Annotated in this window: 24 protein-coding genes; 16 read left to right on the top strand and 8 right to left on the bottom strand. The window is 60.2% G+C overall.

Translation table 11 applies throughout. From position 1 onward, the window contains the following. Window positions 1–131: 131 nt before the first annotated feature. The 6 genes from CXQ81_RS03455 to CXQ81_RS03430 form a co-directional block, all read right to left on the bottom strand. Window positions 132–1,064, bottom strand: coding sequence for a sigma 54-interacting transcriptional regulator (locus CXQ81_RS03455; protein ID WP_101336484.1), 933 nt, complete (start codon window positions 1,062–1,064; stop codon window positions 132–134). A gap of 56 nt (window positions 1,065–1,120) precedes the next feature. After that, window positions 1,121–1,702 (bottom strand): alpha/beta hydrolase, encoded by a 582-nt coding sequence (locus CXQ81_RS03450; protein WP_101336483.1) that lies wholly within the window; start codon window positions 1,700–1,702, stop codon window positions 1,121–1,123. A gap of 337 nt (window positions 1,703–2,039) precedes the next feature. Further along, entirely contained in the window at window positions 2,040–2,441 is a 402-nt protein-coding gene (locus CXQ81_RS03445) for a biopolymer transporter ExbD (protein ID WP_007923324.1), read from the bottom strand. A gap of 1 nt (window position 2,442) precedes the next feature. Then, window positions 2,443–3,168 carry a MotA/TolQ/ExbB proton channel family protein gene (locus CXQ81_RS03440; protein WP_037034110.1) on the bottom strand — a complete coding sequence of 242 codons (726 nt, stop codon included), beginning with the start codon at window positions 3,166–3,168 and terminating at the stop codon, window positions 2,443–2,445. A gap of 80 nt (window positions 3,169–3,248) precedes the next feature. After that, on the bottom strand, window positions 3,249–4,064 hold the full coding sequence (locus CXQ81_RS03435; protein WP_101336482.1) for an energy transducer TonB: 816 nt from the start codon (window positions 4,062–4,064) through the stop codon (window positions 3,249–3,251). Window positions 4,065–4,439: 375 nt separating this feature from the next. After that, a complete protein-coding gene (locus CXQ81_RS03430; RefSeq protein ID WP_101339374.1) occupies window positions 4,440–5,297 on the bottom strand; it encodes a LysR family transcriptional regulator in 858 nt (285 codons plus the stop codon). A gap of 109 nt (window positions 5,298–5,406) precedes the next feature. Here CXQ81_RS03430 and CXQ81_RS03425 point away from each other — a divergent pair, with 109 nt between their 5' ends. From CXQ81_RS03425 to CXQ81_RS03360, 15 genes are all read left to right on the top strand, one after another. Beyond that, entirely contained in the window at window positions 5,407–6,066 is a 660-nt protein-coding gene (locus tag CXQ81_RS03425) for an ankyrin repeat domain-containing protein (RefSeq protein WP_101336481.1), read from the top strand. Between the two features lie 21 nt (window positions 6,067–6,087). Further along, window positions 6,088–6,549 carry a nucleoside deaminase gene (locus tag CXQ81_RS03420; RefSeq protein ID WP_101336480.1) on the top strand — a complete coding sequence of 154 codons (462 nt, stop codon included), beginning with the start codon at window positions 6,088–6,090 and terminating at the stop codon, window positions 6,547–6,549. Continuing rightward, a complete protein-coding gene (locus CXQ81_RS03415) occupies window positions 6,536–7,750 on the top strand; it encodes a CynX/NimT family MFS transporter (protein WP_101336479.1) in 1,215 nt (404 codons plus the stop codon). The genes CXQ81_RS03420 and CXQ81_RS03415 overlap by 14 nt, the downstream gene beginning before the upstream one ends. A 315-nt stretch (window positions 7,751–8,065) precedes the next feature. Continuing rightward, window positions 8,066–8,584, top strand: a complete 519-nt coding sequence (locus tag CXQ81_RS03410) for an Hcp family type VI secretion system effector (protein ID WP_009041653.1) — start codon at window positions 8,066–8,068, stop codon at window positions 8,582–8,584. A 134-nt stretch (window positions 8,585–8,718) separates the two neighbouring features. Then, window positions 8,719–10,761 carry a type VI secretion system tip protein TssI/VgrG gene (gene tssI, locus CXQ81_RS03405; protein ID WP_101336478.1) on the top strand — a complete coding sequence of 681 codons (2,043 nt, stop codon included), beginning with the start codon at window positions 8,719–8,721 and terminating at the stop codon, window positions 10,759–10,761. Further along, entirely contained in the window at window positions 10,751–11,488 is a 738-nt protein-coding gene (locus CXQ81_RS03400; protein ID WP_101336477.1) for a DUF4123 domain-containing protein, read from the top strand. Before tssI ends, CXQ81_RS03400 begins: the two co-directional genes overlap by 11 nt. Further along, window positions 11,488–16,152: an RHS repeat-associated core domain-containing protein gene (locus CXQ81_RS03395; RefSeq protein ID WP_101336476.1), complete on the top strand. Its 4,665-nt coding sequence runs from the start codon at window positions 11,488–11,490 to the stop codon at window positions 16,150–16,152. Before CXQ81_RS03400 ends, CXQ81_RS03395 begins: the two co-directional genes overlap by 1 nt. Next, window positions 16,152–16,448 (top strand): hypothetical protein, encoded by a 297-nt coding sequence (locus tag CXQ81_RS03390; RefSeq protein WP_101336475.1) that lies wholly within the window; start codon window positions 16,152–16,154, stop codon window positions 16,446–16,448. Before CXQ81_RS03395 ends, CXQ81_RS03390 begins: the two co-directional genes overlap by 1 nt. A 356-nt stretch (window positions 16,449–16,804) precedes the next feature. Beyond that, window positions 16,805–17,080, top strand: a complete 276-nt coding sequence (locus CXQ81_RS03385; RefSeq protein WP_101336474.1) for a hypothetical protein — start codon at window positions 16,805–16,807, stop codon at window positions 17,078–17,080. An 82-nt stretch (window positions 17,081–17,162) separates the two neighbouring features. Then, window positions 17,163–17,558, top strand: a complete 396-nt coding sequence (locus CXQ81_RS03380) for a hypothetical protein (RefSeq protein ID WP_101336473.1) — start codon at window positions 17,163–17,165, stop codon at window positions 17,556–17,558. Window position 17,559: 1 nt separating this feature from the next. Further along, a complete protein-coding gene (locus CXQ81_RS03375; protein ID WP_101336472.1) occupies window positions 17,560–18,189 on the top strand; it encodes a hypothetical protein in 630 nt (209 codons plus the stop codon). A 422-nt stretch (window positions 18,190–18,611) separates the two neighbouring features. Continuing rightward, window positions 18,612–18,962: a hypothetical protein gene (locus tag CXQ81_RS30985; RefSeq protein WP_157832230.1), complete on the top strand. Its 351-nt coding sequence runs from the start codon at window positions 18,612–18,614 to the stop codon at window positions 18,960–18,962. A 169-nt stretch (window positions 18,963–19,131) separates the two neighbouring features. Beyond that, window positions 19,132–19,722 (top strand): hypothetical protein, encoded by a 591-nt coding sequence (locus tag CXQ81_RS03370; RefSeq protein ID WP_101336471.1) that lies wholly within the window; start codon window positions 19,132–19,134, stop codon window positions 19,720–19,722. A gap of 28 nt (window positions 19,723–19,750) precedes the next feature. After that, complete coding sequence (locus CXQ81_RS03365) at window positions 19,751–20,113, top strand: hypothetical protein (RefSeq protein ID WP_101336470.1); 363 nt, start codon at window positions 19,751–19,753, stop codon at window positions 20,111–20,113. 269 nt (window positions 20,114–20,382) lie between these two features. Then, entirely contained in the window at window positions 20,383–21,054 is a 672-nt protein-coding gene (locus CXQ81_RS03360; protein ID WP_101336469.1) for a hypothetical protein, read from the top strand. 87 nt (window positions 21,055–21,141) lie between these two features. Here the strand turns inward: CXQ81_RS03360 and CXQ81_RS03355 are convergent, their stop codons facing one another. Then, entirely contained in the window at window positions 21,142–22,476 is a 1,335-nt protein-coding gene (locus tag CXQ81_RS03355) for an aryl-sulfate sulfotransferase (protein WP_101336468.1), read from the bottom strand. Window positions 22,477–22,540: 64 nt separating this feature from the next. Then, the gene (locus CXQ81_RS03350; protein WP_101336467.1) at window positions 22,541–24,910 is read right to left on the bottom strand and encodes a TonB-dependent receptor; all 2,370 of its coding nucleotides are present in this window, start codon (window positions 24,908–24,910) and stop codon (window positions 22,541–22,543) included. A 154-nt stretch (window positions 24,911–25,064) separates the two neighbouring features. Between CXQ81_RS03350 and CXQ81_RS03345 the strand changes: the two genes are divergently transcribed. Continuing rightward, complete coding sequence (locus CXQ81_RS03345) at window positions 25,065–26,009, top strand: LysR family transcriptional regulator (protein ID WP_101336466.1); 945 nt, start codon at window positions 25,065–25,067, stop codon at window positions 26,007–26,009. Window positions 26,010–26,084 lie beyond the last annotated feature (75 nt).

Below are 26,084 nucleotides of genomic sequence, written 5' to 3'. Positions count from 1 at the left end.
CTCGTCAGGTTTTCAGGCTGCCTTCAAAGGGATTGCGCAGTCGTATGGGCGGCCGCTGCGCGGCCGATCGCAGCCTGCGGCAGCAGCTACAGAAAGCAGCCCGCTGCACGAATCAGGAATGGGAGAGGACTTCAGATCACCCCGTGTTGCTTGAGCAGATGCTTCAGCGCCTGCAACTCGGCGGCGGAACCGTCGGCGATCAGGCCCTTCAACTGTTGATCCACCAGCTCCAGCCGCGACAGCTGCGACGGCAGGTTCAGGTGCTCCGGCAGGATCTCCTCGCCACTGCTGACCAGCAGGGCAAAGTGAATGACGTTCTCCAGCTCGCGGGTGTTGCCCGGCCAGCTGTGCTGCTCCAGCACCTGCTGGGCGGATTCGCTGATCAGCGGCACCGGCAGGTCGAGGCGCTGGCTGTAGATGCCGAGGAAGTATTCGGCCAACGACAGGATGTCGCCGACCCGCTCGCGCAGCGCCGGCAGTTCCAGATGGCCCTCGCCGAGGTAGTGATACAGCCGCTCATGGAACTTGCCCGCCGCCACCGCCTGGGCCAGGTCGATGCTGGTGGCCGCCACCAGGCGCACGTCCACCGGGCTCGGCTGATGGGCGCCGACCCGGGTCACCTCATGGTTTTCCAGGGCCGACAACAGCTTGATCTGGATCGGCAACGGCAAGTCGCCGATCTCGTCCAGGTACAGGGTGCCGCCGTTGGCCGAGCCGAACCAGCCGGCGCGGCTGCTGGCCGAGCCGCTGAAGGTGCCGGCGGCGTAGCCGAACAGTTCGGCGTCGGCGTAGGTAGGGCTGATGGCTCCGCAGTTGACCGACACGAACAGGCCGCTGCGGTCGCTGGCGCGGTGGATGTGCCGGGCCAGCAGCTCCTTGCCACTGCCGGTTTCACCGCGGATCAACACCGAGATCGCCCGCGGCGCCAGCTGTTCCAGCTCCTGGCGCAACTGCCGCGAACGGGGATCGACGAACACCAGCGCCTTGGCGCGGATGCTCAGCGGGCTTTTTTCAGCATCGGGAAAGGTCAGCAGCGGCTGGCCGAAAGACTCATGCAGACTCATGGCAGACTCCCGCCCAAATCCGCTGGCAGGCGGGGGCGTTTAACAAAAAGAAAAAATCAGGCGCGGCGCAGGGAATGCTGTTCCATGCGGTTTTGCAGGCGATAGAGATACGCGAAACCCTGCTCCCAGCGCTGGTGCCCGGACTTGACGTTGATATGCCCGGCACCGGACAGGATCCCCGCCTCGGCGCCCCAGTGGCGGGCCAGCTCCAGGGCACGCGGCGCACTGATGGCGCTGTCGTTGTCGGAGCTGACTATCTGGCTCGGGAACGGCAACAGGTCGCTGGGGATCGGCGCGAAATTGCGCAGCGCCGGCGCGCAGGCCGGACGCTCGACATCCGCCGGCGCCACCAGCAACGCACCACGCACCTGGCGCAAGGCACTGGCCGGCGCATGGGCGGCCCAGTGTGCGACGGTGATGCAGCCCAGGCTGTGGGCGATCAGGATCACCGGGGTGCTGTCGGCGGCAATCGCCTCAGCCAGCGCCGCGACCCAGTCTTCGCGCCGGGGCGTCAGCCAGTCGGCCTGCTCCACCCGCGCACTGTTCGGCAGGCTGTTCTGCCAGTGGCTTTGCCAATGATCTTCTGGCGATCCTTGCCAGCCCGGCACAATCAGGTAGCGAATTGATTCGTTGCGCATGGGGAGCTCTCCTGCGTGTCTGTTCCCGATCGAGTATAGGGACGAGAGTTATATTCGTTAAGGAATAAGAAGCTATTTATTAAGATCCATAAAGAATATAAAATGTCACCTGTACCGATCCTGTACGAACGCTGGCGTTCAGGCCGGCAAACCGCAGTGTCTGCATCGCGAGCAAGCTCGCTCCTACAGGTTTGTGGCGCCCGCCGGCTTTTGTAGGAGCGAGCTTGCTCGCGATGGCGTCCGTCCAGGCCGGCGCCCTGGGCCAAATCGCAGGCAAAAAAAAAGGCCGCACCCTGCCAAGGAGACGGCCTGAAAAGTCGTGGCTTACAACACTGGGTCAGCGGGCGGTGATCACCGAAAGCTTGGTGATACCGGCACGCTCGATGGAGGCCATGGCACGGGCCACTTCGCCGTAGTTGACGCCGTCGTCCGCCTGCAACTGCACGCGAACTTCCGGGTCCTTGGCCTTGGCCGCCTGAAGATTGGTTTCCAAAAGGTCCGGCTGGATCTCGTCCTTGTTGATAAAAAGTTTGCCGGTGCCGTCGATGCTCACCACCAGCGGGTCCTTCTGCTCCACCGGGGCCACCGCCTCGGTCTTGGGCAGGTTGATCGGAATCGCGTTGGTCAACAGTGGCGCGGTGACGATGAACACCACCAGCAGTACCAGCATCACGTCCACCAGCGGCGTGACGTTGATCTCGCTCAGTACCTCATCGCTGTCCTGGGTCGAGAAGGCCATGTCAGGACGCCTCCTTCACTTTCTGCGCGCTGCCCTGGGCCGCGGCCTTGTGCGCGGTCGGGTGGATCAGCACGCGGAACGAACTCTTCTGCGCCAGGCTGTAGAAGTCATGGGCGAAGTCATCGAGGTCGGCGGCGGTCAACTTCAAGCGCCGCAGGAAGTAGTTGTAAACCAGCACCGCCGGCACCGCGACGGCGATCCCCACGCCGGTGGCGACCAGCGCCGCGCCGATCGGCCCGGCCACGGTTTCCAGGCTCGCCGAGCCCGCCGCGCTGATGCCTTTCAGGGCTTCCATGATCCCCCACACGGTGCCGAACAGACCGATGAAGGGCGAAGTGCTGCCGATACTGGCGACCACCGCCAGGCCGGTTTCCAGGGAACGCCGCTCACGGACGATCTGCTGGCGCAGGGCGCGCTCCAGGCGGTCCTGATGATTGATGGCCTGGCTCAGGTCCGCCGCGTGCGCTGTGTCGCCGACCTGGATCGCCGCGTAGCCGGCCTGGGCCACACGAGCGGCGGCGCCGGGCTGGGTTTCGCTGAGCTCGGCCGCCGAGTCGAGGCTGGAGGCGGCCCAGAACTGTTTGTGAAACTTGCGATCCTGGGCCTTGAGGCGGGCGAACTGCGCGCCCTTGAGCAGGGCCAGGCCCCAAGTGGCCACGGAAAAGACCACCAGCAGCCAGATCACCGCGCTTTCGATGGATTCGAGTGGAGATGCCAATAACGTCATGTTCTTTTCCCTCTGTATAACCTTGTAGGAGCGAGCTTGCTCGCGATAGCGACCGACCAGGCACAGCACCTGGCGCAGGCTCAATGAATCTTGAAATCGATGGGTACGCTGACCCAGCCGTCCTGGGCGACATCACCCTGCTTGGCCGGCACGAAGCTCCAGCGTTTGACGGCCGATAACGCCGCGTCGTCGAGCTGCTGGCGACCGCTGCTTTTCTGAATCTGGATCTCGCCGGGCTTGCCGCTGGCCAGTACATGCACCCGCAACAGCACCGTGCCTTCCCAACCGCGACGCTGGGCCAGCGACGGATATTCCGGCGCCGGGTTCTTCAAGTACGCGGCATTCGCCGAAGCCGGGGTCACGGGCGCCGGGGCCGGTGGCGCGGGCGGAGCCGGCGCGGCGACAGGCGCGGCCGGTTGTGGCGGCGCGGGCTGTTGCTGGACCGGTTTCGGCGCGGGCTTGGGCTCAGGCTTGGCCACCGGTTTTGGTTTAGGTTTGGGGACCGGTTTGGGCGGTGGCGGCTTGACCGCCAGTTCGTCTTCCACTGGCGGTGGCGGCTCCACCACCGGTTGTACCGGCTGCGGTGGCGGCGGTTCGACCACCGGCGGCGCGGGCCGGGAAAACTCGATGGTCATCGGCGGAATTTCCGGCGGCACGATCGGCAATACCGGCGTCGGCTGCTGGTTGATCCAGTAGATCACCGCACCGTGCAACAGCAGGGCGATCACCCCGAGCGCAATCGCCTCGCGCCGCCGCAGCCCGGCCTTGGGAGCCTTCTGCAAACGCAATTGGCCCAACGGCAAACGATGCGGCCGGCCGAGATCGACCAGATCGCCGCTCGGTGCCTGACGCCACAGCACCTCATGTGCACTGGCGGCGGTCTGGACATTGCCCATTGATTAACTCCCTACAGTCTTTTGCGAATAACCCGACCCGCACCTGCGAACTCCCCCGGAGCAGCGTCGAGGGCTGAATGATTGGCGCCAGACACTTATCTCCGAAAGTAATCTTTGAAGTTATGGATAGATCAAAAACGCATATTCAAACCCGTCATCTCGCGCCAGGCCGCGCGGATCAAGGGCCGCAGGGAAGGAATCAAAAAGCCATGCTTTACAAGCATTGAAAATATTCGCCAAAGGCATCGCATCGCCGCGGCAAAACCGCAGCGAAGCGACAGCCGTGGCGAAATAAAAGAGACCGACCGAACGTCGATCAAAGGAATCAGGGCGCACCCGATAAAGCGGATCTCAAGCGCCCCTGAACAGGGAAGTTCAGACGCTCAGTACCTGGCTCTCGCACAGCGCCAGCAGCTGGCTTTCCAGGGCCTTGCCGGCCCGGCTCAAGCCGCTGCTGCCGTATAACGCCAGGCGCACGCCCTGGATGTCCGGCAAGCCGCTGGCGGCATCGAGCACGCGGTGCCCGGCGCTCACCACTCGCACCGGCAGCAGGCTGATGCCCAGGCCTGCCGCCACCGCCGAGCAGACGCTGGCCAGGCTGGCGCTGGAGTAACCGATGCGCCAGCGCCAGCCGCCAACCTCGAGGTGGTGCAACATTTCATGGCGATACAGACCGCCCACCGGGAACGCCACCAACGGCAACGGATCGCGGCCAAAGGCCGGGGTGGCGTGGCTGTCGACCCAGCACAGGGGTTCCGGCCACGACGCCAGGCAGTCGTCGCTGGCGCCCATCTGCTTGACCAGCAAGAGGTCGAATTCGCCGCGTCGATAGAGCCGGGTCAATTCCGGGCCCAGCCCGCTGGTGACTTCCAGGCGCACGCCGGGATGGTCCTGGCCGAAGCGCGACAACAACGGCATCAGCCGCTCGGCGGCGAAGTCTTCCGGCACCCCGAGGCGCAACACGCCCTCGCTCTGTTGATGCAGCAAGACATCGCTGGCTTCTTCGTTGAGGGCCAGGATCCGTCGCGCGTAGCCCAGCAGACGCTCGCCCTCGGCGGTGGCCACCACCCGGCGCTGGTCGCGGTCGAGCAACTGGCAGTCCAGGCTCTCCTCCAGCCGCCGCACCTGCTGGCTGACGGTGGACTGGGTCAGGTGCAGGCGCTCGGCGGCGCGGGTGAAGTTGGCGCAGTCGACGACGGCGACAAAACTGCGCAGCAGCACAGGATCGAACATGGCGACACCATTCTGAATGCCACTGATTGGCATGGTTATATTTAATTTCAGAATACATCAGGGCCTGAGCATACTCGGCGCTCATTTACCGCACAGGGAGCCTGATGCCATGCGTTACCTGTCTTGCAAACACGCGGTCCTGGCGATCTGTCTGTTCGTGGTGGGGGTGGTGATGGCAAAGGATAACGAGCTGCTCGAAGCGGTCCGCGACGGGCAGTTGCCCAAGGTCCAGGCGCTGCTTCGCCAAGGCGTGGACGTCAACGTGCGCGGCCTGGACGGCAGCAGCCCGCTGCTGCTGGCCACCGCCGCCAACCAGGTCGAGATCGCCCGGGCGCTGATCGAGGCCGGCGCCGACGTCAACCAGAAGAACCTGATCCACGACAGCCCTTACCTGCTGGCCGGCGCCAGCGGACGCAATGCGATCCTGCAGCTGACCCTGGCCCACGGCGCCGACCTGAAAAGCACTAACCGCTACGGCGGCACCGCGCTGATCCCGGCTTGCGAGCGTGGGCATGTCGACACCGTGCGCCTGCTGATCGAGGCCGGTGTCGACCTCGATCATGTCAATCGCCTGGGCTGGACCTGCCTGATGGAAGCCATAGTGCTGGCCGACGGCGGCCCGGCGCACCAGCAGATAGTCGCCCAGTTGATCGCCGCCGGCGCCAACCTGAACCTGCCGGACAACGATGGCCTGAGCCCCCTGCAACAGGCGGAAAAACGCGGCCAGAGCGCCATCGCCAAACTGCTGCGGGACGCTGGCGCGTCCTGATGTGTGCCTTAAGGAGCCCCCATGAAAGACGATCAGGAGTACCTGCAACGCGCCGTCGAACTGGCCCGGCAAAACGTCGCAGCCGGCGGCCGGCCGTTCGGCGCGGTGCTGGTGCGCGACGGCCAGGTGCTGGCCGAGACGGTCAACCAGATCCACCTGACCCAGGACCCCACCGCCCACGCCGAGCTGTTGGCCATCCGGGTTGCCAGCCAGCGGCTCGGGCCGCGCCTGGACGGCTGCGTGATCTATGCCAGCGGCCAGCCCTGCCCCATGTGTTTGAGCGCCATGTACCTGTGCGGTGTGGCGCGCGCGGTATTCGCCGCGGACAACGCCAGCGCCGCACCCTTCGGCCTGTCCACGGCGACGGTCTACGAACAACTGGCCCAGCCCCTGGCGGCCCAGCGCTTGCCGGTGCAGCACGTGCCGCAGGCGGCGATGCACGAGATCTACCGCGACTGGCAGGCCCGCCATGCCGCTCGCTGAGTCGCGTCTGCGCCGCCTCGGCGGCTGGGCCCTGCTGATCGTCCTGGGGCTCAACCTGCGGCCGATCATCAGCTCCATCAGCCCGCTGCTGATGGAGATTCGTGGCGCCACCGGCATGAGCTTCCAGAGCAGCGCCTGGCTCACCAGCCTGCCGGTGGTCTGCATGGGCCTGGTGGCCTTGCTCGGGGTGCGCCTGGAAGCCCGCCTGGGAGAACGGCGCGGCGTCGCCCTCGGTCTGTTGATGATCCTCTGCGCCTGCCTGGCGCGGTTGCTCTGCGACCAGGCCGGCGCCCTGCTCGCTACGGCCCTGCTCGGCGGTGCCGGCGTGGCCTTGATCCAGGCACTGGTGCCAGCGCTGATCAAGCGCCAGTTCCAGCAACGGGTGGCTTTGGCCATGGGCATTTATTCGGCTTCGTTGATGGGCGGTGGCGGCCTCGCGGCGCTGCTCAGCCCGCAGGTCGCCACACATTTCACCCATTGGCAGGCCGGGCTCGGCGTGTGGCTGTTGCCGGCGCTGGCGGCGCTGCTGCTGTGGTGGCTGCTGCCTTTCGCCGGGCCGGGGCAGCGCCTCGACGCCCCCGCCATCAGCCTATGGCGCAACCGTCGGGCCTGGTTGCTGGCGCTGTACTTCGGCCTGGTCAATTGCGGCTACATGAGCATGGTCGCCTGGCTGCCGGCCTATTACCTGCAATTGGGCTGGAGCGCGACCCAGAGCGGTTCGCTGCTGGCGTTCATGACCCTCTTCCAGGTCACCGCCGCACTGTTGATGCCCGCCCTGGCGCAGCGCCAGAACGACCGGCGGCCATTGCTCGCCATCAGCCTGAGCGCCCAGGCCCTGGGCTTCAGCGGCCTGGTGTTGTGGCCGCTGCAGGCCCCGCAGCTGTGGGTGGCGCTGATCGGCTTCGGCCTCGGCGCCTGTTTCGCCCTGAGCTTGATCCTCACCCTCGACCACCGTCGCGATCCCCGGGAAGCCGGACAGCTGGCGGCCTTCGTGCAAGGGGTGGGGTTCCTGATCAATGCCGTGTCGCCGTGGATGACCGGCTGGCTGCGGCAGCTCACCGGCAGCTTCATCAGCGCCTGGTGGGTACTGGTCCTGAGCGTGCTGGCCATGCTGGTGCTGACCCGGGTATTCAGCCCCTCCAGCTACCGGGAGCCACAGATGGCGACCACGGCAGCGCAGCCGGCATCTGCGACGCCTTAAAGATCAAGGCCCATGGCCACTATGCGCAACTTCTTGCGCACCCCTCTGTGGATAACTTTGTGAATAGTTATCCAAGGGCTCGATAAACCGGGACCTGCAGCCAAGTGCGCAACTTCTTGCACAGCACTGCGCAAGAAGTTGCGCACTTTCAAGCGCTTTCGAGCTGGAAATACCGTCAACGATGCCAGAAAACGCCGGAAGCCCTTGTTCCATAAGGCGCTTTCAACTCCTGGCATGCTCCTTGATATCAACTTGGCACCCAACCGGGCGATCCGTCCCACCGGGCACCTTTATTTTTTAGCAAGGAGAGCATCCATGGCTACACCAGCGTATATGTCCATCACCGGCACCAAACAAGGCCTGATCACCGCCGGTGCCTTCACCGCTGACTCCGTTGGCAACACCTATCAGGAAGGCCACGAAGACCAGGTCATGGTTCAGGGCTTCCAGCACGAAGTGATCATCCCGCGTGACCCGCAGTCCGGCCAGCCAACCGGCCAGCGCGTGCACAAACCCGTAGTCATCACCAAGGTTTTCGACAAGGCTTCGCCACTGCTGCTGGCTGCCCTGACCTCCGGTGAGCGTCTGACCAAGATCGAAATCCAGTGGTACCGCACCTCCGCTGCCGGCACCCAGGAGCACTACTACACCACCACCCTGGAAGACGCGATCATCGTCGACATCAAAGACTACATGCACAACTGCCAGGACCCGGCGAACTCGCACTTCACCCACCTGGAAGACGTGCACTTCACCTACCGCAAAATCACCTGGACCCACGAAGTCTCCGGTACTTCCGGTTCCGACGACTGGCGTTCCCCGGTCGCGGGCTAAGTCCGGCCGACCGTTACACCAACATCGGCCAGCTCTGCTGGTCGATGTTGTTTACGCCATAAGGGATTTCTTGCGTTCGTCGGCGCCCGGCCCCGGGGTCGACCCACGCGGCAGTACTGCACGAGGAACAAGGGATGTTCGCGCCGGCCAATCAGACCCACTTCAGCCTGACCGTCGAAGGTCTGGAGAACGACCTCCAGGTATTGTCCTTCACCGGACGGGAAGCCATCAGCCAGCCCTTCTCCTTCGAGGTCGAGCTGGTCAGCGCCCAGGCCGCCCTGGACCTGGAAAGCCTGCTGCACAAACCGGCCTTCCTGCAGTTGGCGCAGAACGGCACCGGCATCCACGGGCAGATCTACCGCGTCGCCCAGGGCGATTCCGGCAAGCGCCTGACCCGCTACTCGGTGACCATCCGCCCGCACCTGGCCTACCTCGCGCACCGCATCAACCAACGCATCTTCCAGAACCTCACGGTGCCGAAAATCATCGGCCAGGTCCTCGAAGAGCACGGCATCCAAAGCAACGCCTACCAGTTCCAGCTGGGTTCGATCTATCCCGAGCGCAACTACTGCGTGCAGTACGACGAATCGGACCTGCATTTCATCCAGCGCCTGTGCGAGGAAGAAGGTATCCACTACCACTTCCAGCACAGCGCTGACAGCCACAAGATCGTCTTCGGCGATGACCAGACGGTGTTCCCGAAACTGGCGCCAGTGGCCTACCAGCAAGACTCCGGCATGGTCGCCAACGACCCGGTGATCAAGCGTTTCGACCTGCGCCTGGAAGCCCGCACCAGCCGCACCACGCGCCGCGACTACGACTTCGAGAAACCGCGCCTGACCCTGGAGAGCGACGCCAAGAGCGAGCTCAAGCCGGACCTCGAGGATTACGACTACCCCGGGCGCTTCGTCGATCGCGAACGCGGCAAGCACCTGGCCAAGCGTGCCCTGGAACGCCACCGCAGCGACTACCGCCTGGCCGAGGGCAAGAGCGATCAGCCGCTGCTGGTCAGCGGCCACTTCCTGGCCCTGAGCGAACACCCGAAAGCGCAATGGAACGACCTCTGGCTGCTCACCGAGATCGTCCACGAAGGCAAGCAGCCGCAGGTCCTGGAAGAGTCGGTGACCAGCGACACCACGGCGCTGAAGGACGACTTCCACCAGGGTTACCGCAACCGCTTCCAGGCCACGCCCTGGGACGTGCCCAACCGGCCGCCGCTGCTGCACCCCAAGCCGCGCATCCTCGGCAGCCAGAGCGCGGTGGTCACCGGGCCCAAGGGCGAAGAGATCCACTGCGACCAATACGGCCGGGTCAAGGTGCAGTTCCACTGGGACCGCGAAGGCCAGTCGGACGACAAGACCAGCTGCTGGCTGCGCGTGTCCTCGGCCTGGGCCGGCGCCCAGTACGGCGGCATCGCCATCCCGCGGATCGGCATGGAAGTGCTGGTGACCTTCCTCGAGGGCGACCCCGACCAGCCGCTGATCAGCGGCTGCCTGTACCACAAGGAAAACGTCGTCCCCTACGAGTTGCCGGCGAACAAGACCCGCAGCACCTTCAAGACCCTCAGCTCCCCGGGTGGCGGCGGCTACAACGAGCTGCGCATCGAGGACAAGAAGGGCCAGGAACAGATCTTCCTCCATGCCCAGCGCGACTGGGACGAAAACGTCGAGCACGACCAGAAGATCCGCGTCGGCAACGAACGCCACGACACGGTCGAGGCCAACAGCTACAGCGAATTCAAGGCTGAGGAACACCACACCGTGCACGCCGACCGCAAGGTCGAAGCCCGCGCCAGCGACCACCTCACCGTCGGCGTGAACCAGCACATCAAGATCGGCACCGGGCAGTTCATCGAAGCCGGCCAGGAGATCCACCTCAATGCCGGGGTGAAGGTCGTCATGGAAGCCGGCAGCGAGCTGACCCTCAAGGGCGGCGGCAGCTTTATCAAGCTCGACGCCGGCGGCGTGACCATCAGCGGCCCGCAGGTCAAGGTCAACTCCGGCGGCGGCCCGGGCAGCGGCTCCGGCGCCGCGCCACTGATGCCCGGCGTGCTGAAGCAAGCCGACGCCGACAAGGCCGGCGCCCTGCTGACCCCGGCGCAAATCAACACCCTCAAACGCAACGCGCCTTTCTGCGAAGAGTGCGAAAAGTGCAAGGACGGTGCCTGTGCCATCTGATCGCCTGACACCCCAGGCCTGGCTCGCCCGCCAGCCCCTGCAAACCGACGAGCGCCTGTACCTGGTGATCAGCAACGCCAGCGACGCCAACCCGCTCAAGGACTTCTACCAGACCCAGGGCGCCAGCGGCCTGACCGCCCTCTGGAGCGGCACGCCCTACGCCGACTGGCAGCCGGTGATGCCCTACCTCGCCGAACTCAAACCGACCTCCCCCTTCCTTGACTGGATCGCCGAAACCGACGCCGACGACTGGGGCTGGCTCGCCGTCTCCAACTGCGAACCAGCGGTGGTATTCGAACACCTGCGCAGCCTGACCCAGGTGAAGATGCCGGGCGGTGCCGAGGTGTTTTTTAGGTTTTGGGATGGGCGGCATATTTATCCGATTTTGGAAGGGTTGGGCGAAGACGCTGGTGAAGTGCTGCCGGTCTTCAACCGATACTGGATCAACGGCCAAACCCTGGAAACCGGCATACGCCCGGTGCCGAAGGTCAAAGAGTGGCCGTGGTGGGAAGTACCGCAGCCCCTGCTCGATCAACTGGTCAAGAAAGACCCGACCACCCTGATCGACAACCTGATGCAATGGCTGAGCGAGGAACGCCCAGACCTGTACGACGCTTTCCCGGAGGCTGTGCTGCGCCACAAGGTCGCGCATTTCATTCGTCAGCCAGACACCCCGAAAGCCCTTAATGAAGCACTGCTTAACCACCTGACTCTGGAGCAAGGATGATGGGTCGCGTTGCCGATATCGAAAAACAACTGAACTCGTTCAAGAGCAGTCTGACGCTGTACCGCGAGCAGATCGGACAGTGGTACCTGGCCCCCCTCGATGCGGCTAGCAGAGCGACTGATAAGCCCTCCTTGCTGGGCATGGAGCGGATTATCAAGGCGGGTAATTCCAGCAAAGCGGTCAGCATGGACGACGATGACTTCTCATTCGTCGCCCGTTGCCCGGCGGGTGGCCCGCTGCTGATCGAGAGCAAATTCGAGTCGGTGTATGACATTCCCATCGGCGGTATCAAGGTCGACATCATTGCTGTCGAGGACGGTACCAAATCCACGATAACCCTGAATGAACAAGGTAAAGGCAGCTTTCAGGGAAAAGAAGGCAAGCTCTATAAAATCCATGTGCATGACCAGGTAACCAAAGATCAAATCGATGCCCTGTTCAAGTCCTACGACGGCCTGAGCGCTGACCTTGAAGGTTTCCTGCGCAAGGAATGGGCAGGCTTCAAACCCCAATGGTCCAATCAGAGCGCATCGGCCCAGGCCATGGCGATTGGTAGCGGCATTCTGGAAGGCGGCTGGGAAGCTATCAAAGGCGTCTGGGACGGCATCACCAAAGCGCTGGATATCCTGCAGAACCCCAAGAAGTTTGCAGAGGACCTGGGAGCCGGCGCCGAAGAACTGATCAAGCTGGCCAAGGAAGCGCCGGACGTCATGAAAAAGGCCATGTTGCTCGCCAGCGACGAGGCCGCCCTTTTTCTGATGGTGCGTTGCGCCTCCATCTGGGTAGCGGGATTGCCCCCCACCCAGGCCGCGGGCCAAGCAGCAAAAATGACCTCGGCGGCTGTTGTCGGGATCCTGATCGATATCGTCATCGCGATCGTATTGACTGTGGCTGCCGAGGGCGCAGGGCTGTTTTATCTTGCCGCGCGCCTGGCCAAATACGGCCAGATCATCGTCAAGGCGGTCACCGGTTTCGTGAAGGCCGTGTTCAACATCATCAAGAGCTTCATGGGTTATGTGGGCAAGTACGTCGCCGTAGCCGCTCGCGGCGTGGCCTCGCGGGTGGAAAAAGGCGTGGCGCAGCTGCGTTTTGATGGCAAGAAGAACAGCACGGTAGGAAGCAGCGGGCATCATGACGACGCGGCCCATCAGTCTAGGAACCACGACGGTAAGAGCGCCGACAGTGCAGGTGGAACCTGCACCAATGGCTGCCCCGTCTCGATGGTGACCGGCGAAGAACTGTTGACCCTGACCGATGGCCAACTCGATGGCCTGCTGCCCTTTGAATGGACCCGTCTCTATCGCACCAGCGCAGTGGAAGTCGACAGCCGCCTGGGTTATGGCTGGAGCCACTCGCTGTCCCATCGTTTGCAACTGGACGATGACGAGGTGCTGTGGACCGACAGTGAAAACCGTCAGACCCGCTTCCCGATGCCGACCGAGCAACGTCCGGCCATTACCAACAGCCTGGCCAAGGCCGCCATCTATCTGGGCGATGCGCCGGGTGAGCTGATCTTGACCCAGGCCGGTCAACAGACGCGTTTTTTCCACTTCCGCGGCGGCCGCCTGACCACCATCAGCGATGCCTACGACAACCAGTTACATATCAGCTACGACCTGGTCGAGCGCGTCCAGCGCATCGACAACGGCGCCGGGCGCTCCTTATTCCTGCGCTATGAAGACAGCCTTATCGTCGCCGTGGACTATCAGCAACGCCGCGCCGAATACGACGAGCGCGGTGAGCGTCAAGAGCCGTGGGTCACCGTACAGACCCTGGTGACCTATCAGTACAACCAGCGGGGCCAACTCACCAGCGCCATCAATGCCGCGGGCGAAAGCGAACGCTATCGCTACAACGAACAGCACGTGATCCTGGAGCGCCAACTGGCCGGTGGCGCTAGCTTTTTCTGGGAGTGGGAGAACACGGGTAAATCGTCTCGCTGTATCCATCACTGGGCGAATCTCTCGCAGATGGATGCGCGTTATGTGTGGGACGACAAAGGCACCGTTACCGTCATCAACGCCGACGGTAGCGAGCAAATATACGTGCACGACGAGAATGCACGCCTGGTCAGCCAGACCGACCCGGATGGCGCCGAAACACAAAAAGCCTACGACGAAAAAGGCCGCCTGATCGCAGAGAAAGACCCGCTCGGCGCAGTCACCGAATATCGCTACAACGAAGCCGGATCGCTGACCGCGGTTATTCCGCCAGAAGACGAGCCTACGTCCTACGAATATTTCCGCGGTTTTGTCAGCGATGTTCACCGGGGCAAAGCCAGCTGGAGATACCAGCGCAACCGTCAGGGCGACATCACCTGCCAGACCGATCCCGACGGCAACGAAACCCACTACCGCTACGACCGCCAGGGCCGCCTGCTGGAAATCACCCATCCCGACGGCAGCCGCCATCAACTGGGCTGGAACGGCCTCGGCCAATTGCTGGAAGAACGCCTGCCCGACGGCGGCCAGCACAAGTACCGCTACGACGCCCTGGGCCGGCAAATCACCCGCCAGGACGAAAGCGGCGCCATCACCCAGTACCAATGGGACGCCGCCAACCGCCTGGTGCAGATCACCCTGCCCGGCGGCGCGACCCGCGCCTTCAGCTACAACGCCTACGGCAAAGTCACCGCCGAGCGCGACGAGCTGGGCCGCGTCACCCGCTACGAATACGCCGACAACCTGCACTTGGTCAGCCGCCGCATCAATCCGGACGGCAGCCAGCTGCGCTATCGCTACGACAACGCACGCCTGCTGCTCACCGATATCGAGAACGAGCGCGGCGAGCAGTACCACCTGGATTACTACCCCAACGGCCTGATCCAGCAGGAAACCGGCTTCGACGGGCGCAGCACCGCCTATGCCTACGACCTCAACGGCAACCTGCTGAAGAAAACCGAACTCGGCGACGACGGCAGCGAGCTGGTCACCGAGTACCAGCGCGACGCAGCGGGTCGACTACTGGTGAAAACCCTGGCCGACGGCGAAGAAATCCACTACAGCTACGACGCCCTCGGGCGCCTGGTGAATGTCGACGACGGCCACTGGCCGCTGGCCTACGAATACGATCTGCAAGACCGCCTGATCACCGAACACCAAGGCTGGGGCACCCTGCGCTACGAGTACGACAAACTCGGCCAACTCAGCCATTGCCGCCTGCCCGATGGCAGCAAGCTCGACTACCGCCATGCACCGGGCGGGCAACTGAGCAGCATCGACCTCAACGGCTCGCGCCTGACCAGCCACCAGTTCAACGCCGGCCGCGAACAGCAACGCCAACAGGGCCTGCTGCTCAGCCAGTACCAGTACGACGAACAAGGCCGCCTGCAGGCCCACAGCGTCAGCCAGCAACGACAGGGCCAGCACCAAAACCTATACCGCCGTGCCTATGCCTACGACGCCAACGGCAACCTTGCCGGCATCGACGACAGCCGCAAGGGCAACCTGCGTTATCACTACGACCCACTGGATCGGCTGATCAATGTGCGTGGTGCAACACCGGAGAGCTTTGCCCACGACCCAGCGGGCAATCTGTTGGGCCAGGGCGACCAACCCGCCGCCAACCTGGCCAACGTCAAAGGCAACCGCCTGCTGATGCAAGGCGACCGCCACTACGACTACGACGCCTTCGGCAACCTCAGCCGCGAACGCCGCGGCGCCGGCCAGAAGCTGGTCACCGAATACCAGTACGACTGCCAGCACCGGCTGATCGGCGTCAGCCTGCCGGGTGGCAGCACCGCCACTTACAAGTACGATGCCTTCGGCCGCCGTATCGCCAAGACCGTCGACGGCCGCACCACCGAGTTCCTGTGGCAAGGCGAACGGCTGATCGCCGAAAGCGGTGAAAACCGCTATCGCAGCTACATCTACGAACCCGGCACCTTCCGCCCCTTGGCCATGCTCGATGGCGAAGGCCCGGCCCAGGCCACACCGTTCTACTACCAGCTCGACCACCTCGGCACGCCGCAGGAATTGACCGCCTACAGCGGCGAAATCATGTGGTCGGCGAAGTACCGGGCGTATGGCAATCTGGCTGCGCTGGACGTTTCCGAAATCGACAACCCGCTGCGCTTCCAGGGGCAGTACTTCGATACGGAAACCGGGCTGCACTACAACCGCCATCGCTACTACAATCCGAGCTCTGGACGGTTCTTGACCCCGGACCCGATCAAGCTGGCGGGGGGGCTGAACAACTACCAGTACGTGCCTAACCCTACGGGGTGGGTGGACCCGTTGGGGTTGAATAGGAAATGTCCGGAAAAAGAATCAAACCCCTCAAGTGACGTTGAAGCGCCAACAGATAAAGCAAAAGTTAACCAAGGCGAACCAAGCGCCCCTGCTCCCGTAACACACACCGAGAAAAAAGTCCGGGTCCGACATTACACCAACAGAAAAGGCTCAACAGGCATCGAAAATGATGGTGTGATTCAGGCTCAAGACAATAATAGAGTTTATGTCGAAGCTGCCAACAAGAAGCCACTAAGTCAACTCGAGGCTGAAGAAAAATATCAAATTGGAAGGGGGCGCGGCAGAGATTACATTGAAACAGACGTACCTGAATCTCAACTGGAACTGGTCAAAAACCCTAGATACGGCACTATGGAGTTGACAATCAAGGGAAATCTAAAACTCGACAACCCAAAATTTACGCGGAGAAGATAATGCTAGAGAACAACAAGAAAATTGTACTATCAGGAGAAGCTGTACTTGAGGCGCTAGCTGAGATTGAATTCATTCTGATATCGTTGCATAAGATGGGCAGCTATTATAGTGACAAAAAAACTGAAGAGTACCAACGCGCTACCACCGAGTTTATCGACAATGAAAAAGTAACTCAAAAACTTGCAAAAGTTAGAAGAATACTTAGCGAGAACTTCGATACCTCCTTAGGTGAAGACGACATGGACGACATAGAGCGGTACATGGAGAACATCGAATTTTGGAAACCTCAAAACTAAAAATTCAAGTTCTTACGCCTTTCATATTGTATTCCGAGAGGTCTTAATTTTCCAAAATGGAATTTTCCTACAAGATTAATCGATTTTTGCCATCTTATATGAACCCAATCCAATAGATAGGATCTTCAAGTCGCTGCAAGATCAGCGACAAGGGTGTGGAAGCCCTTTGAGATCCAAGTAAAAGAACCTCCATTGAGCATGCTTTTTACATACTGTTAAATTATGGCGGTTGTACGCGGGGCACTTTCGAGTGCGCCGGGTTCCTGGATCCTCGGTCTTCCACACCCGCGTACGACTGCCACCCTCATGTGGAAGTGATGCAGGCAGTTTCTGAAGCTGACCCAGGAAGATCATCTATGTCTCGCTACATGCCCATCACAGGAATCGATAACAACTTTCCTTCGCTGCTGATCGACACGCAAGCCCCTATCGATGTGCTGCATGACACCGCCGCATACCGCATCCGATGTGTCACTCAACTACTTGAAACAATTTCTCTAACCGAAAACTTCAACAGTGACCCACTACTGCTACAAGATTTGTCGCGAGTGATCGTCATCCCACTCCGAGATGGCTGCGACCTAATGGATGTTATCGGTCGTAAGTTGCGGGATCAGGTTCTAAGCGCTTAAACCCGTTCTTTAAAAAATCAGCAATGACCTGTCAGCGCAGCGTGACGACCTGCGCTGATATTTTCTTATCCGGATTACTAAAATGAACAAAAAAACTGACCTCAATATATTTCGCAGCTTGCTTTTTATTTTCGACATAGATAATCCTGACAATGACTCCAAAATCAGACAAGACATAATAGCTTCAAAAAACATAAATGACATCCGAGAACTTTCAGAGCTTTTCGACACAATACTAAAACCAGAGTTTCTTGCATACACTCCAGAAGCACGCGAGCGCTGCATAAAAACATTGAAATATTTTTTAAACACTGATGAAAACTTCGACTTCCTATTTGATAAAATAACCACCCACTTTAATGATGACATCGAAGACCAACGGCACTTTATGCGAACACTTCATCATTGCTTAAACCGCTATAACACAAAAGTTCAACACCGCGCTCAAAACACACACTCTCTTAAGAAAGCAAATTAAAATGAAAATCGCACTTGATATAGAGGAAGCATTTGGCGCTATAGACTACGATAACGCTGGAGGACTTATAAGCTATATGGATATAGCGTTAACTGAAAAATTCTACGAGACGCCAAGAATAAAAATAATAAACTTCATCCTCAACACAATTGACGAGCCAATAATAGAGCAATTAACAAATCAAGCTTCTTCAGTAATCCCTGAAAGAATTATAAGTGACGGCTTCATCCTGGTGAAAAGCGCGCTTATTGAATTTGAAGAGCTAGACAGACTGGAATCGGAGTTCTCAATACAAACCGGAGACGGCAAGCATACAACGCAAAGTAGTTGGGGAAGAAAACTCCAAAACAATGACAAAATATATGATCTAGGCGGAAGGCTTTTATTCAACCCAAACATCAGCATAAAACTATGCCTCATAACCTCTAAGAAGATAAAATTAACGTACTCTACCAACGACACAATACTTATTGACTCCTACACAGACCTTACCCACGAAATAGAAAAAGCCAATCAAGAAATGAAAAATAAAACTTCATCAACACCTGCAACGCTTTTTGACATAGAGGTGATAAAAAACCATACTAAATCCGATTCAGACAAAGGTTACAACATTTATTTCGAATCATAACCCATAAAAACAATTCTTCTTGTACTTGCCATTATTTAAAAGCCAAAATTAAAGTTAAGATAACCAATGCATCACGATCGAACTCCGAGCACAGGAACTGACGGTCGACAGTAGCGAGATCATGTGGTCAGCCAAAGTATCGGGCTTACAACATTCTGGAAGCTCTGGATGTCGAGGAAATCGACAAGCCGCCGCGATTCCAGGGTCAGTACGTCGATAGTGAAACCAGGCTGCATTACAACCGGCAGCACTATTACAATCCAAGTTTTTGACGAGTTTGGTTCCAGGCTCGATCACGTTGGCGGGGGATTGAAAAACTACCAGTACATGCCAAACCCTATGGGATGGATCCACTAGAAGGAAATTGAAAAGTTGCAAGCGAACGCCGACTCTCAAATTTTTCATTAACCCAGGAAGGTAGCATGAGTACCGAAACCTATAGAAAGTTCGCAAATATCAGTTTAACCCCTATCGGTTCATTGGAAAATACGGCCACTGTTCTCGGAGATATTCTTGGTATTACCTTCAAGAAAGATAATGAAGGCACATATGACGAATACCCTGCCTTTCTGGCAAGCACACCAACCCTGAAATATGCACTTCTAGGGGTTCCACACCCCGAAGATGATTTGCGCGAAGAACCATCTAACGAGTTCAATTTGCTAGTTAGCTCTATAGACGATGACTCAGATCTTCCAGAAATTGACATATCAGAGGAATTAATCAGTCAGCTGATAAAAAGTAGCGTCGTACAATGCTGGAGACTTAATTAAATCCCCCCGAAGTTGAGCCTCGACCATCAAAAGGCGCTCCCCCTCAAAAAACCAGTAAAAGCCTACTCTTCAGGAAAATCAATTTAAATCCATGTACATAAATAAAACCCCAAAAACCGAGTCCGCTTCATACATTGGAGGGAAACCAGTCATCCCCCAAGGAATGAGCATGCCCAAAAGCCCAAACGGCAGTTTGATGAGCTTTTACTTCACGCTGCAATTTCCAGAGGCTCACTCACTACATGGCCACACGCTAAGTATTTTTGCCGCGACTGACGATTTCAACGAAGACTATACGATTCCTGAAATGCTCAAAGTCCCGCTATTGGGGGCAACCATTCCAGATAACTTTTTAAGCGATTACCAAAAATACTTTGCGGCCTTTCTTTTCAAGAATGAAGAAAAAACCTATGCAAGTGACTACCCGATACGGATCGCAATGACTCCCTTAGCATTTAGCCACAGTAAAGGCAACGATGTATTCGGTTGGGCTGGCGATAAGCCCAAGTGGCTCATGGGTGATGAGACGCCGGCCCAGTACAAGGGAGCAGCCTTGGACTTTTTATTGCAAGTACATGGAGAGCAGTCATTTCCGATTGTTGATAGCGCCCCTTCACAACAGGAAATGGATATTTTTGGCAAAAGCAAGCCTAGAACAAAAAGAAACTACACTTTATTTAACCAGAACGAAATATACTTCTTTGGAAGTAGAACATCAGACGTTGATGACCGCGTCTACATAGTCACGCAATGCGACTGACATAAAGCTCAGCCAGTAGTACAAACAAATGAATACACTGACGCTCAGACAAGAAAGCATCATCCACAACTGCCTACTCGACCTCAAAGACTCTTCTTCCCTGATCATCCAAAGTTTTCTACCTGTAGCGCTAGACAAGCTCGCAACTTCGGAGGGTTTTGGCATTGACATGTCGGGAATTTATCTCAGTACTGATGAGGACTTTGAAAACATCCCCGAATACCTGAAAGAAGGAATAGCATTCGAGTTCATGGGCGAGCACGTAGTGCTTTCATTTTCTGACGGAGCCTCCGTCATCAGCAACTGGTGCGACAATAACGCCATATCAGATCGTGAAAGCATTTTGCTAAAATGCAAAATATTGAAAGCAAAATTCTCAACGGAAGATTAGTCAGTAACAAACATCAAGCTCGCATCGATAATCGCGATGCGATCAGGCAAAAGCTGGTCGCAGAGACTGACAGGAACACTACCGTAGCTGCCTCTGCAAACGGCTCATGCTTCGCCCGTAGACCATGCTCGACGGGAGTCCCGCTCACAAGCCAAGCCGTCCTTCAATACGCCCCCTGTCGGGCCTACTGCTCCACCTACCCCATTTGTTTATTCCCCCGCTCATCCGTCTAATCCCTATCCCATCCACCGCAACACAACGAAGCCCTCATGACTCGATACATGCTTTACCCGCTATTCCTGTTTTCCCTTCTGCTCACCGGCTGCGCCACCAAGTTCGACGTCGCGCTCAATGGCACGCCGGATCCGGACTATCAATTTGATCGGCAAGCGCTGGTGCTGGTGACGGCCACGACGGGGAATGACGAGAATTCGCTGAATGCCCGTTATTACCTGCTCGATATGGTCAATGCGTTGAAGGACCAGGGGTTCCGCGAGGTGTTTACCGAGGCGTCGCTGCCCAAGAAGCATGCGCCGATCAAGATGACGGTCAGCCTTGATATCCATAGCAAGCAAGTCACTTACCGCTACACCGCCACCGACTACGGCCGGGTGCAGAACAGCACTTCCACGGTGTGCAAGGATGGCAAGAAAAAGAAGGAAAAGCTGGTCTGCACCAGCACGCCCAATACGTCTTATGGTCCGGTAGGCACCTCGGAACGCACCGGCTACACCACCCTGTCGACCTTTACCGCGACGGCCCGGGACGAAACCACTCGGCGTGCGGTGTATCTGCTGCGGGTGTCCTCTTATAACGAGGATTGCCAGAACGGCAAGGTCGAGGCCTTCCTGGTGGAACAAGGCCTGCAGAACCTGGATTTCCGCGACCGCGTACAGCGCAATTACACGGTCACCATGCCTGAAAATTACAGCTGCAAATAAGCCTGTAGAGACCTCGCGATGCGCCGTCTGAACCGGCGCTATCGCGAGCAAGCCTTTACAGGTAACCCAGAGCACGCAGCAGCCGGATCAACGGCTGGCATTAGTCGGTTGCAAAGCCGCCGTCGGCGCAATCACCGCTGCTTCCGAACGTGGCGTGCCTTGTGGCACCCAGTCATAGCTCACCGGCAACGCGCGGTACACCCAGTTGCTGATGGCGTCGCTGCCCGGGGCCTTGCCGAGGAACGGGCTGACGTATTCCCAGACGTTTTCGCCGCTTGCCGTGACCTGGAAGAAGCGGCCGTTCATGCCTTCATCGATCAGGGTATTGCCGTTGGGCAGGCGTCGGGCGCTGCTGATGAACGAGCTGTAGAAGGCCCAGCCCGGCTGCCTGGAACTGGCGGCGCTGTACTGCCAGACGATCTGTTGGGTCACGGGGTCGATCTCCAGCACCCGCGAGCCGGAAATCAGCCCCAATGGCACCGAGGGGTAGCCGGCCGTGCCCTGGTTGTCGAACACCAGCAAGTTGCCCGCGCCCGGCAGGCCGGCGGGGATGATGTGGGCGTCGTGCTGGCCGACGAACTGGTCCACCGGGCGCGGCAAGGTCGCCGGCGCTCGCCGGTTGAGGGTCGGCAGGTTGGGGCCGAGGCGCCAGACCACCTTGCCGCTCTGCTTGTCGATGATGGCGATGAAGTTGGCGTTGCGGGAGTCGAACAGCAGGTTGTCCGGGGCGAAGCGTTTGTCGCCGGCGTCGAACCACTTGTTCGGGCCGACCACGCTGAGGTTGTTGATGTGCAGGTAGTCCGGGTCCTTGGTGGCCCGCACCAGCTTCAACTGCTCCGGGGTGAAGCCGAATTCCTTGAGGTGTTCGGAGGCCAGCCACTGCCATTTCACCTCGCCCTGGGGGCTGACTTCGTAGATCACGTCATCGATGACTTGCGGCACCTTGAAGCCCGCCACCGCATGTACCTTGTTGGCCAGCACCAGGGTGTTGCCATTGCTCAGGCGGCGCTGGTCATGATGCTGCTGGGCCGCGCCGCCAGGCGCCTGGTCGCCCCATTGCCAGACCACCTTGCCGTCCCAGTCCAGCTCGCCGATGCTCTGGTTGCCCAGGCCATTGCCGGCCGAGCCGAGTTTGCCGGGGTCCTTTTCGCTCAGTTGCAACAGCACCCGGCCACGCGCGCCGCCCACCAGCTGCGGGTCGATGATCGCCGAAGGAAAGCCGGCCTGGGGCCAGTTTTTCACCTCGTTGCCATTCATGTCGATCAGGTGGGTTTTCTTGTCCGCGCCACTGAAGATCACGTACTGATTGAAGGCCTTGGCCGGGTCGTAACGGGTCACGCCGGTGGGGTAGACGCTGGGGGCGGCGAAGGCCCCGGCACTGAATGACAGCAGCAGGGGCAACACGGGCTTGAGGTTCAACATGGTGGAACTCCTGTTCAGGTCGAACCGCGCCGCGGAACCCGGCGCGGGTTGCAAATGAGGGTGTTCAGAAGTCGTAGCGGCCGGTCACGCCAAGGGTCCGCGGCGTGCCGAGCAAACCTTCGTAGCCGCCATTCCCCCCCGACCACAGCGTGGTGTAGTAGGTCTTGTCGAAGGCGTTTTTCAGCCACAGCGACACGTCCCACTGCCCTTGCTCATAGTTGCCACGCAGGCCGGTGGAGAGGTTGACCACCGCGTAGCTGGGGATCTGGCCGTAGTCGGAATCCTCGACGGTGCCGACGGCCTTGGAGCGGAAGGCGTAGCTGCCGGTGACGTAGGGTTCGAGGCCGTTGTCCAGGTTCCATTTGTACTCGCCGTTGGCGTTGCCGATCCATTTCGAGGCGCCGACCACCTGGTGGCCGCTGAGGTCGCAGGAGGCCGGGGCGCCCGGGCGCAGGCTGACTTCAGGCGGGCATGGCGCATCCTTGTAGGACAGGTAGCGCACGTCGTTGTAGGAGCCGTTGAGGTTGAGGGTCAGGCCACGGATGGGGATCAGCGTGCTTTCGACTTCCACGCCTCGTGAGCGCACCGATCCGGCGTTGGTCAGGTACTGCACGCGGTTGTTGGCGTCGTAGGCATTGGTCTGGTAGCCGTTGACCTGGGTCCAGAACAGGTTGGCGTTGAGTTGCAGGCGCTTGTCCCACAGGGTGCTCTTGAAACCCAGTTCGGCGTTGTTGGCGCGCTCGGTGCCGATCAGCAGCGAGTCGGCGCCAGCAGTGGGCGCCGAGCCGACCGCGAGGTTGACCCCGCCGGACTTCTCGCCGTGGGACAGGGTGGCGTAGCCCAGCAGGTCGTCGGTGAAGCGGTAGCTGAGGTTGAGCAGGCCCGAGGGGCTGGTGCTGTACTGGTTGAGGTCGCCGGAGTCGTAGGCCCCGGCCCGTCCGCGCCGCGCGGTGGCCGCGGCACCGGTCACCGCGGCGCCCCCCACTGGCGCGTTGCGAGTCACCCAGGCGCTTTTCTCTTCATAGGTGCCACGCAGGCCGGCGGTGAAATCCAGGCGCTCGGTGAGGTGCCAGGTGCCCTGGGCGAACAGCGCGAAGCTGTCGGTGCGGATATGCCCGTTGCCGATGCTGGTGACGTTGTTCAGGGCGCCGTTGGGCGTGCCGTTCCAGATGTCCGCCTTGGGGCCGTAATAGGCGAAGGACTTGTTGTCCAGGTCGGAGCCGAAGTAGTAGGCGCCGAGCACGTAGTCGAAGAAGCCGCCGGTGGGCGAGGCCAGGCGGAACTCCTGGGACCACTGTTTATCCTCCACCGAGACCCCGGCGTTATAGCTGGCCGGCACGTTGAGCCCGTCGTCGTTGCGCGGGGTGAAGTCCCACCAGCGGTAAGCGCTGACCGACGTCAGGGTGAAGTCGCTGGGCAGGGTCCAGTTGGCCTCCAGGGAGGTGCCGCCCTGGAACACCGTGACGTGCTGATCGTTGTCCAGGTTGACCTTGCGGTGCGTGCCGTCGACCAGGGTGGCGCCGGCCGCAGTGGCCCGCGACTGGTACTGGTTGACGCCATTGATGGTCGGCCCGGTGCTGTACAGCACCCGGGTGCCGGCACTGGAGTCCTCTTCGTTGTAATCGCCGATCCAGCGCAGGTTGAAGTTCTCGTTGGGCTTGAACAGCAGTTGGCCACGGAAGCCCTGGCGCGAGCCGCCGTTGAGGTCATGGCCATCGTGTTCGTTCTTGATATCGCCGTCGCTGCGGGTGCGATAGGCCGAGAAACGCCCGGCCAGCTCGTCGGTCAACGGCCCGGAAATAGTGCCCTTGGTCTGGAAGTAGCCGTCCTCGCCCACCGAGGTCTCGATGCTGCGTTCGGGGGTGAAGCTCGGCGCGCGGGTGCTGATGTTGATCACCCCGGCGGTGGTGTTCTTGCCGAACAGCGTGCCCTGGGGACCGCGCAGCACTTCCAACTGCTCGATGTCCATCAGGTCGAACACCGCCATGCCCGGCCGCCCCAGGTAGACGTTGTCGATGTACAGCCCGACGCTGCCTTCCAGGCCGTCGCTGGCCGGGTTGTTGCCCAGGCCGCGGATCGACACGCTGGACTGGCGCGCGTGCATGTAGGCGACGTTGACGCTCGGCACCAACTGCTGCAGATCCTGGATGCGATAGACCCGCTGGCTCTCCAGGGCCTGGCCACCGATCACGCTCATCGGCGTCGGCACGTCCTGGGCGCTCTCCTCGCGGCGCCGCGCGGTCACGGTCACGGTTTCCAACTGGCCGCTGGCGGCGGGCCGGGCGGCATCGGCCTTGGCCGGGGCTTCGGCGGGCGTTTCGGCTTGCGCGGCATAGCCGTGGGACCAGCCGGCGCTACCGGCCAGCAGCAGGGCCAGCGGCAAGCGCTTGAGCCGTCGGGGCGAAGTGGGGGAGACAAGGTTCAACGGGCTCATGGGCGGCTCCTGGGCAAAAAACAGACTGATCCGTATATTCTTTTAGGTTATTTATTTATGTTTTTAATAAGATTTACGGAATAAGAGATTGCCTTTATAAAGAGTCGACCTAATGCATAGCCAATGCATTTCCCCGATATTTTCAATGTGAAAAATGCATATCGATCTGCGCCAGCTCCGTCACTTCATCGCCCTCGCCGAACAGCGCAGCTTTGTCGCGGCCGCCTTGGCGGTGAACCTGTCGCAATCGGCCTTCAGCCGCAGCATCCAGGCCCTGGAGCACAGCGTCGGCTGTCAGCTGGTGGATCGCGGGCGCAAGGACCTGGCACCGACCAAACAGGGGCTGGTGCTGCTCGAACATGCACGGCGGCTGGTCAGCGGCGCGCAGCAACTGGCCAACGAGATCAGCCAGTTCAACGGCCTGGAGGCCGGCGAACTGCGCTTCGGTTGCGGGCCGGCGCCAGCGGCAGGCTTGATCCCCCGGGCCATCGGCAGCTTTATCGGGCGCTACCCCAAGGCCCGGGTGCAGTTCCAGGTGGATGACTGGCAAACCCTGAGCAAACGCCTGCTCAGCGAAGAGTTCGAATTTTTCGTCGCCGACACCCGGCAGTTCGAAGCCAACCCGGATTACCTGACCCAGCGCCTGCGCCCGCGCAAATGGCATTTCTGCTGCCGCGCCGGGCACCCGCTGGCCGAGCAGGAAAGCGTCACCGCCGTCGAGCTGATGAGTTACCCGCTGGCCGCGACCATCCGCCCGCCGAACCTGCGCAAGGTGGTGGTCGATCTCAGCGGCCGGCCGGATTTCGTCCCGAATGTGGAATGCGAGAACAGCTACAGCCTGCTCGGCGTGGTGATGCGCTCGGATGCGATCGGTATCATCGGCGCCTACAGCGATGCGCTGCACAATGCCCGGGGCGAGCTGGTGTGCCTGAAGGTCGAAGGCCTGGCCGACGACCTGGAGGAGCTGTACACCCGCTACGGCATCGTCAGCCGCGCCGGCTATCGGCTGTCGCCGCTGGCCGAGGCGATGATCGAGGAGATCAAGCGCACCGACGCGCTGGATGAGGATCTGTGTTCGCTGGAGAATTTCGCGGTCTGAAACACCGCACCTGTAGCCGCTGCCGCAGGCTGCGATCGCCCCGAAGGGGCGCGGCGATTTCAATATCGCTGAAGG

Source organism: Pseudomonas sp. 09C 129, assembly GCF_002843625.1.
Taxonomy (GTDB): domain Bacteria; phylum Pseudomonadota; class Gammaproteobacteria; order Pseudomonadales; family Pseudomonadaceae; genus Aquipseudomonas; species Aquipseudomonas chlororaphis.
This window is presented reverse-complemented; position numbering and strand designations above follow the sequence as displayed.

What these genes read in the sequence shown, in the direction of transcription:
- CXQ81_RS03455 (WP_101336484.1), bottom strand. Translation starts at nt 1,064, where the DNA reads ATGAGTCTGCATGAGTCTTTCGGCCAGCCGCTGCTGACCTTTCCCGAT.
- CXQ81_RS03450 (WP_101336483.1), bottom strand. Translation starts at nt 1,702, where the DNA reads ATGCGCAACGAATCAATTCGCTACCTGATTGTGCCGGGCTGGCAAGGA.
- CXQ81_RS03445 (WP_007923324.1), bottom strand. Translation starts at nt 2,441, where the DNA reads ATGGCCTTCTCGACCCAGGACAGCGATGAGGTACTGAGCGAGATCAAC.
- CXQ81_RS03440 (WP_037034110.1), bottom strand. Translation starts at nt 3,168, where the DNA reads ATGACGTTATTGGCATCTCCACTCGAATCCATCGAAAGCGCGGTGATC.
- CXQ81_RS03435 (WP_101336482.1), bottom strand. Translation starts at nt 4,064, where the DNA reads ATGGGCAATGTCCAGACCGCCGCCAGTGCACATGAGGTGCTGTGGCGT.
- CXQ81_RS03430 (WP_101339374.1), bottom strand. Translation starts at nt 5,297, where the DNA reads ATGTTCGATCCTGTGCTGCTGCGCAGTTTTGTCGCCGTCGTCGACTGC.
- CXQ81_RS03425 (WP_101336481.1), top strand. Translation starts at nt 5,407, where the DNA reads ATGCGTTACCTGTCTTGCAAACACGCGGTCCTGGCGATCTGTCTGTTC.
- CXQ81_RS03420 (WP_101336480.1), top strand. Translation starts at nt 6,088, where the DNA reads ATGAAAGACGATCAGGAGTACCTGCAACGCGCCGTCGAACTGGCCCGG.
- CXQ81_RS03415 (WP_101336479.1), top strand. Translation starts at nt 6,536, where the DNA reads ATGCCGCTCGCTGAGTCGCGTCTGCGCCGCCTCGGCGGCTGGGCCCTG.
- CXQ81_RS03410 (WP_009041653.1), top strand. Translation starts at nt 8,066, where the DNA reads ATGGCTACACCAGCGTATATGTCCATCACCGGCACCAAACAAGGCCTG.
- tssI (WP_101336478.1), top strand. Translation starts at nt 8,719, where the DNA reads ATGTTCGCGCCGGCCAATCAGACCCACTTCAGCCTGACCGTCGAAGGT.
- CXQ81_RS03395 (WP_101336476.1), top strand. Translation starts at nt 11,488, where the DNA reads ATGGGTCGCGTTGCCGATATCGAAAAACAACTGAACTCGTTCAAGAGC.
- CXQ81_RS03390 (WP_101336475.1), top strand. Translation starts at nt 16,152, where the DNA reads ATGCTAGAGAACAACAAGAAAATTGTACTATCAGGAGAAGCTGTACTT.
- CXQ81_RS03385 (WP_101336474.1), top strand. Translation starts at nt 16,805, where the DNA reads ATGTCTCGCTACATGCCCATCACAGGAATCGATAACAACTTTCCTTCG.
- CXQ81_RS03380 (WP_101336473.1), top strand. Translation starts at nt 17,163, where the DNA reads ATGAACAAAAAAACTGACCTCAATATATTTCGCAGCTTGCTTTTTATT.
- CXQ81_RS03375 (WP_101336472.1), top strand. Translation starts at nt 17,560, where the DNA reads ATGAAAATCGCACTTGATATAGAGGAAGCATTTGGCGCTATAGACTAC.
- CXQ81_RS30985 (WP_157832230.1), top strand. Translation starts at nt 18,612, where the DNA reads ATGAGTACCGAAACCTATAGAAAGTTCGCAAATATCAGTTTAACCCCT.
- CXQ81_RS03370 (WP_101336471.1), top strand. Translation starts at nt 19,132, where the DNA reads ATGCCCAAAAGCCCAAACGGCAGTTTGATGAGCTTTTACTTCACGCTG.
- CXQ81_RS03365 (WP_101336470.1), top strand. Translation starts at nt 19,751, where the DNA reads ATGAATACACTGACGCTCAGACAAGAAAGCATCATCCACAACTGCCTA.
- CXQ81_RS03360 (WP_101336469.1), top strand. Translation starts at nt 20,383, where the DNA reads ATGACTCGATACATGCTTTACCCGCTATTCCTGTTTTCCCTTCTGCTC.
- CXQ81_RS03355 (WP_101336468.1), bottom strand. Translation starts at nt 22,476, where the DNA reads ATGTTGAACCTCAAGCCCGTGTTGCCCCTGCTGCTGTCATTCAGTGCC.
- CXQ81_RS03350 (WP_101336467.1), bottom strand. Translation starts at nt 24,910, where the DNA reads ATGAGCCCGTTGAACCTTGTCTCCCCCACTTCGCCCCGACGGCTCAAG.
- CXQ81_RS03345 (WP_101336466.1), top strand. Translation starts at nt 25,065, where the DNA reads ATGCATATCGATCTGCGCCAGCTCCGTCACTTCATCGCCCTCGCCGAA.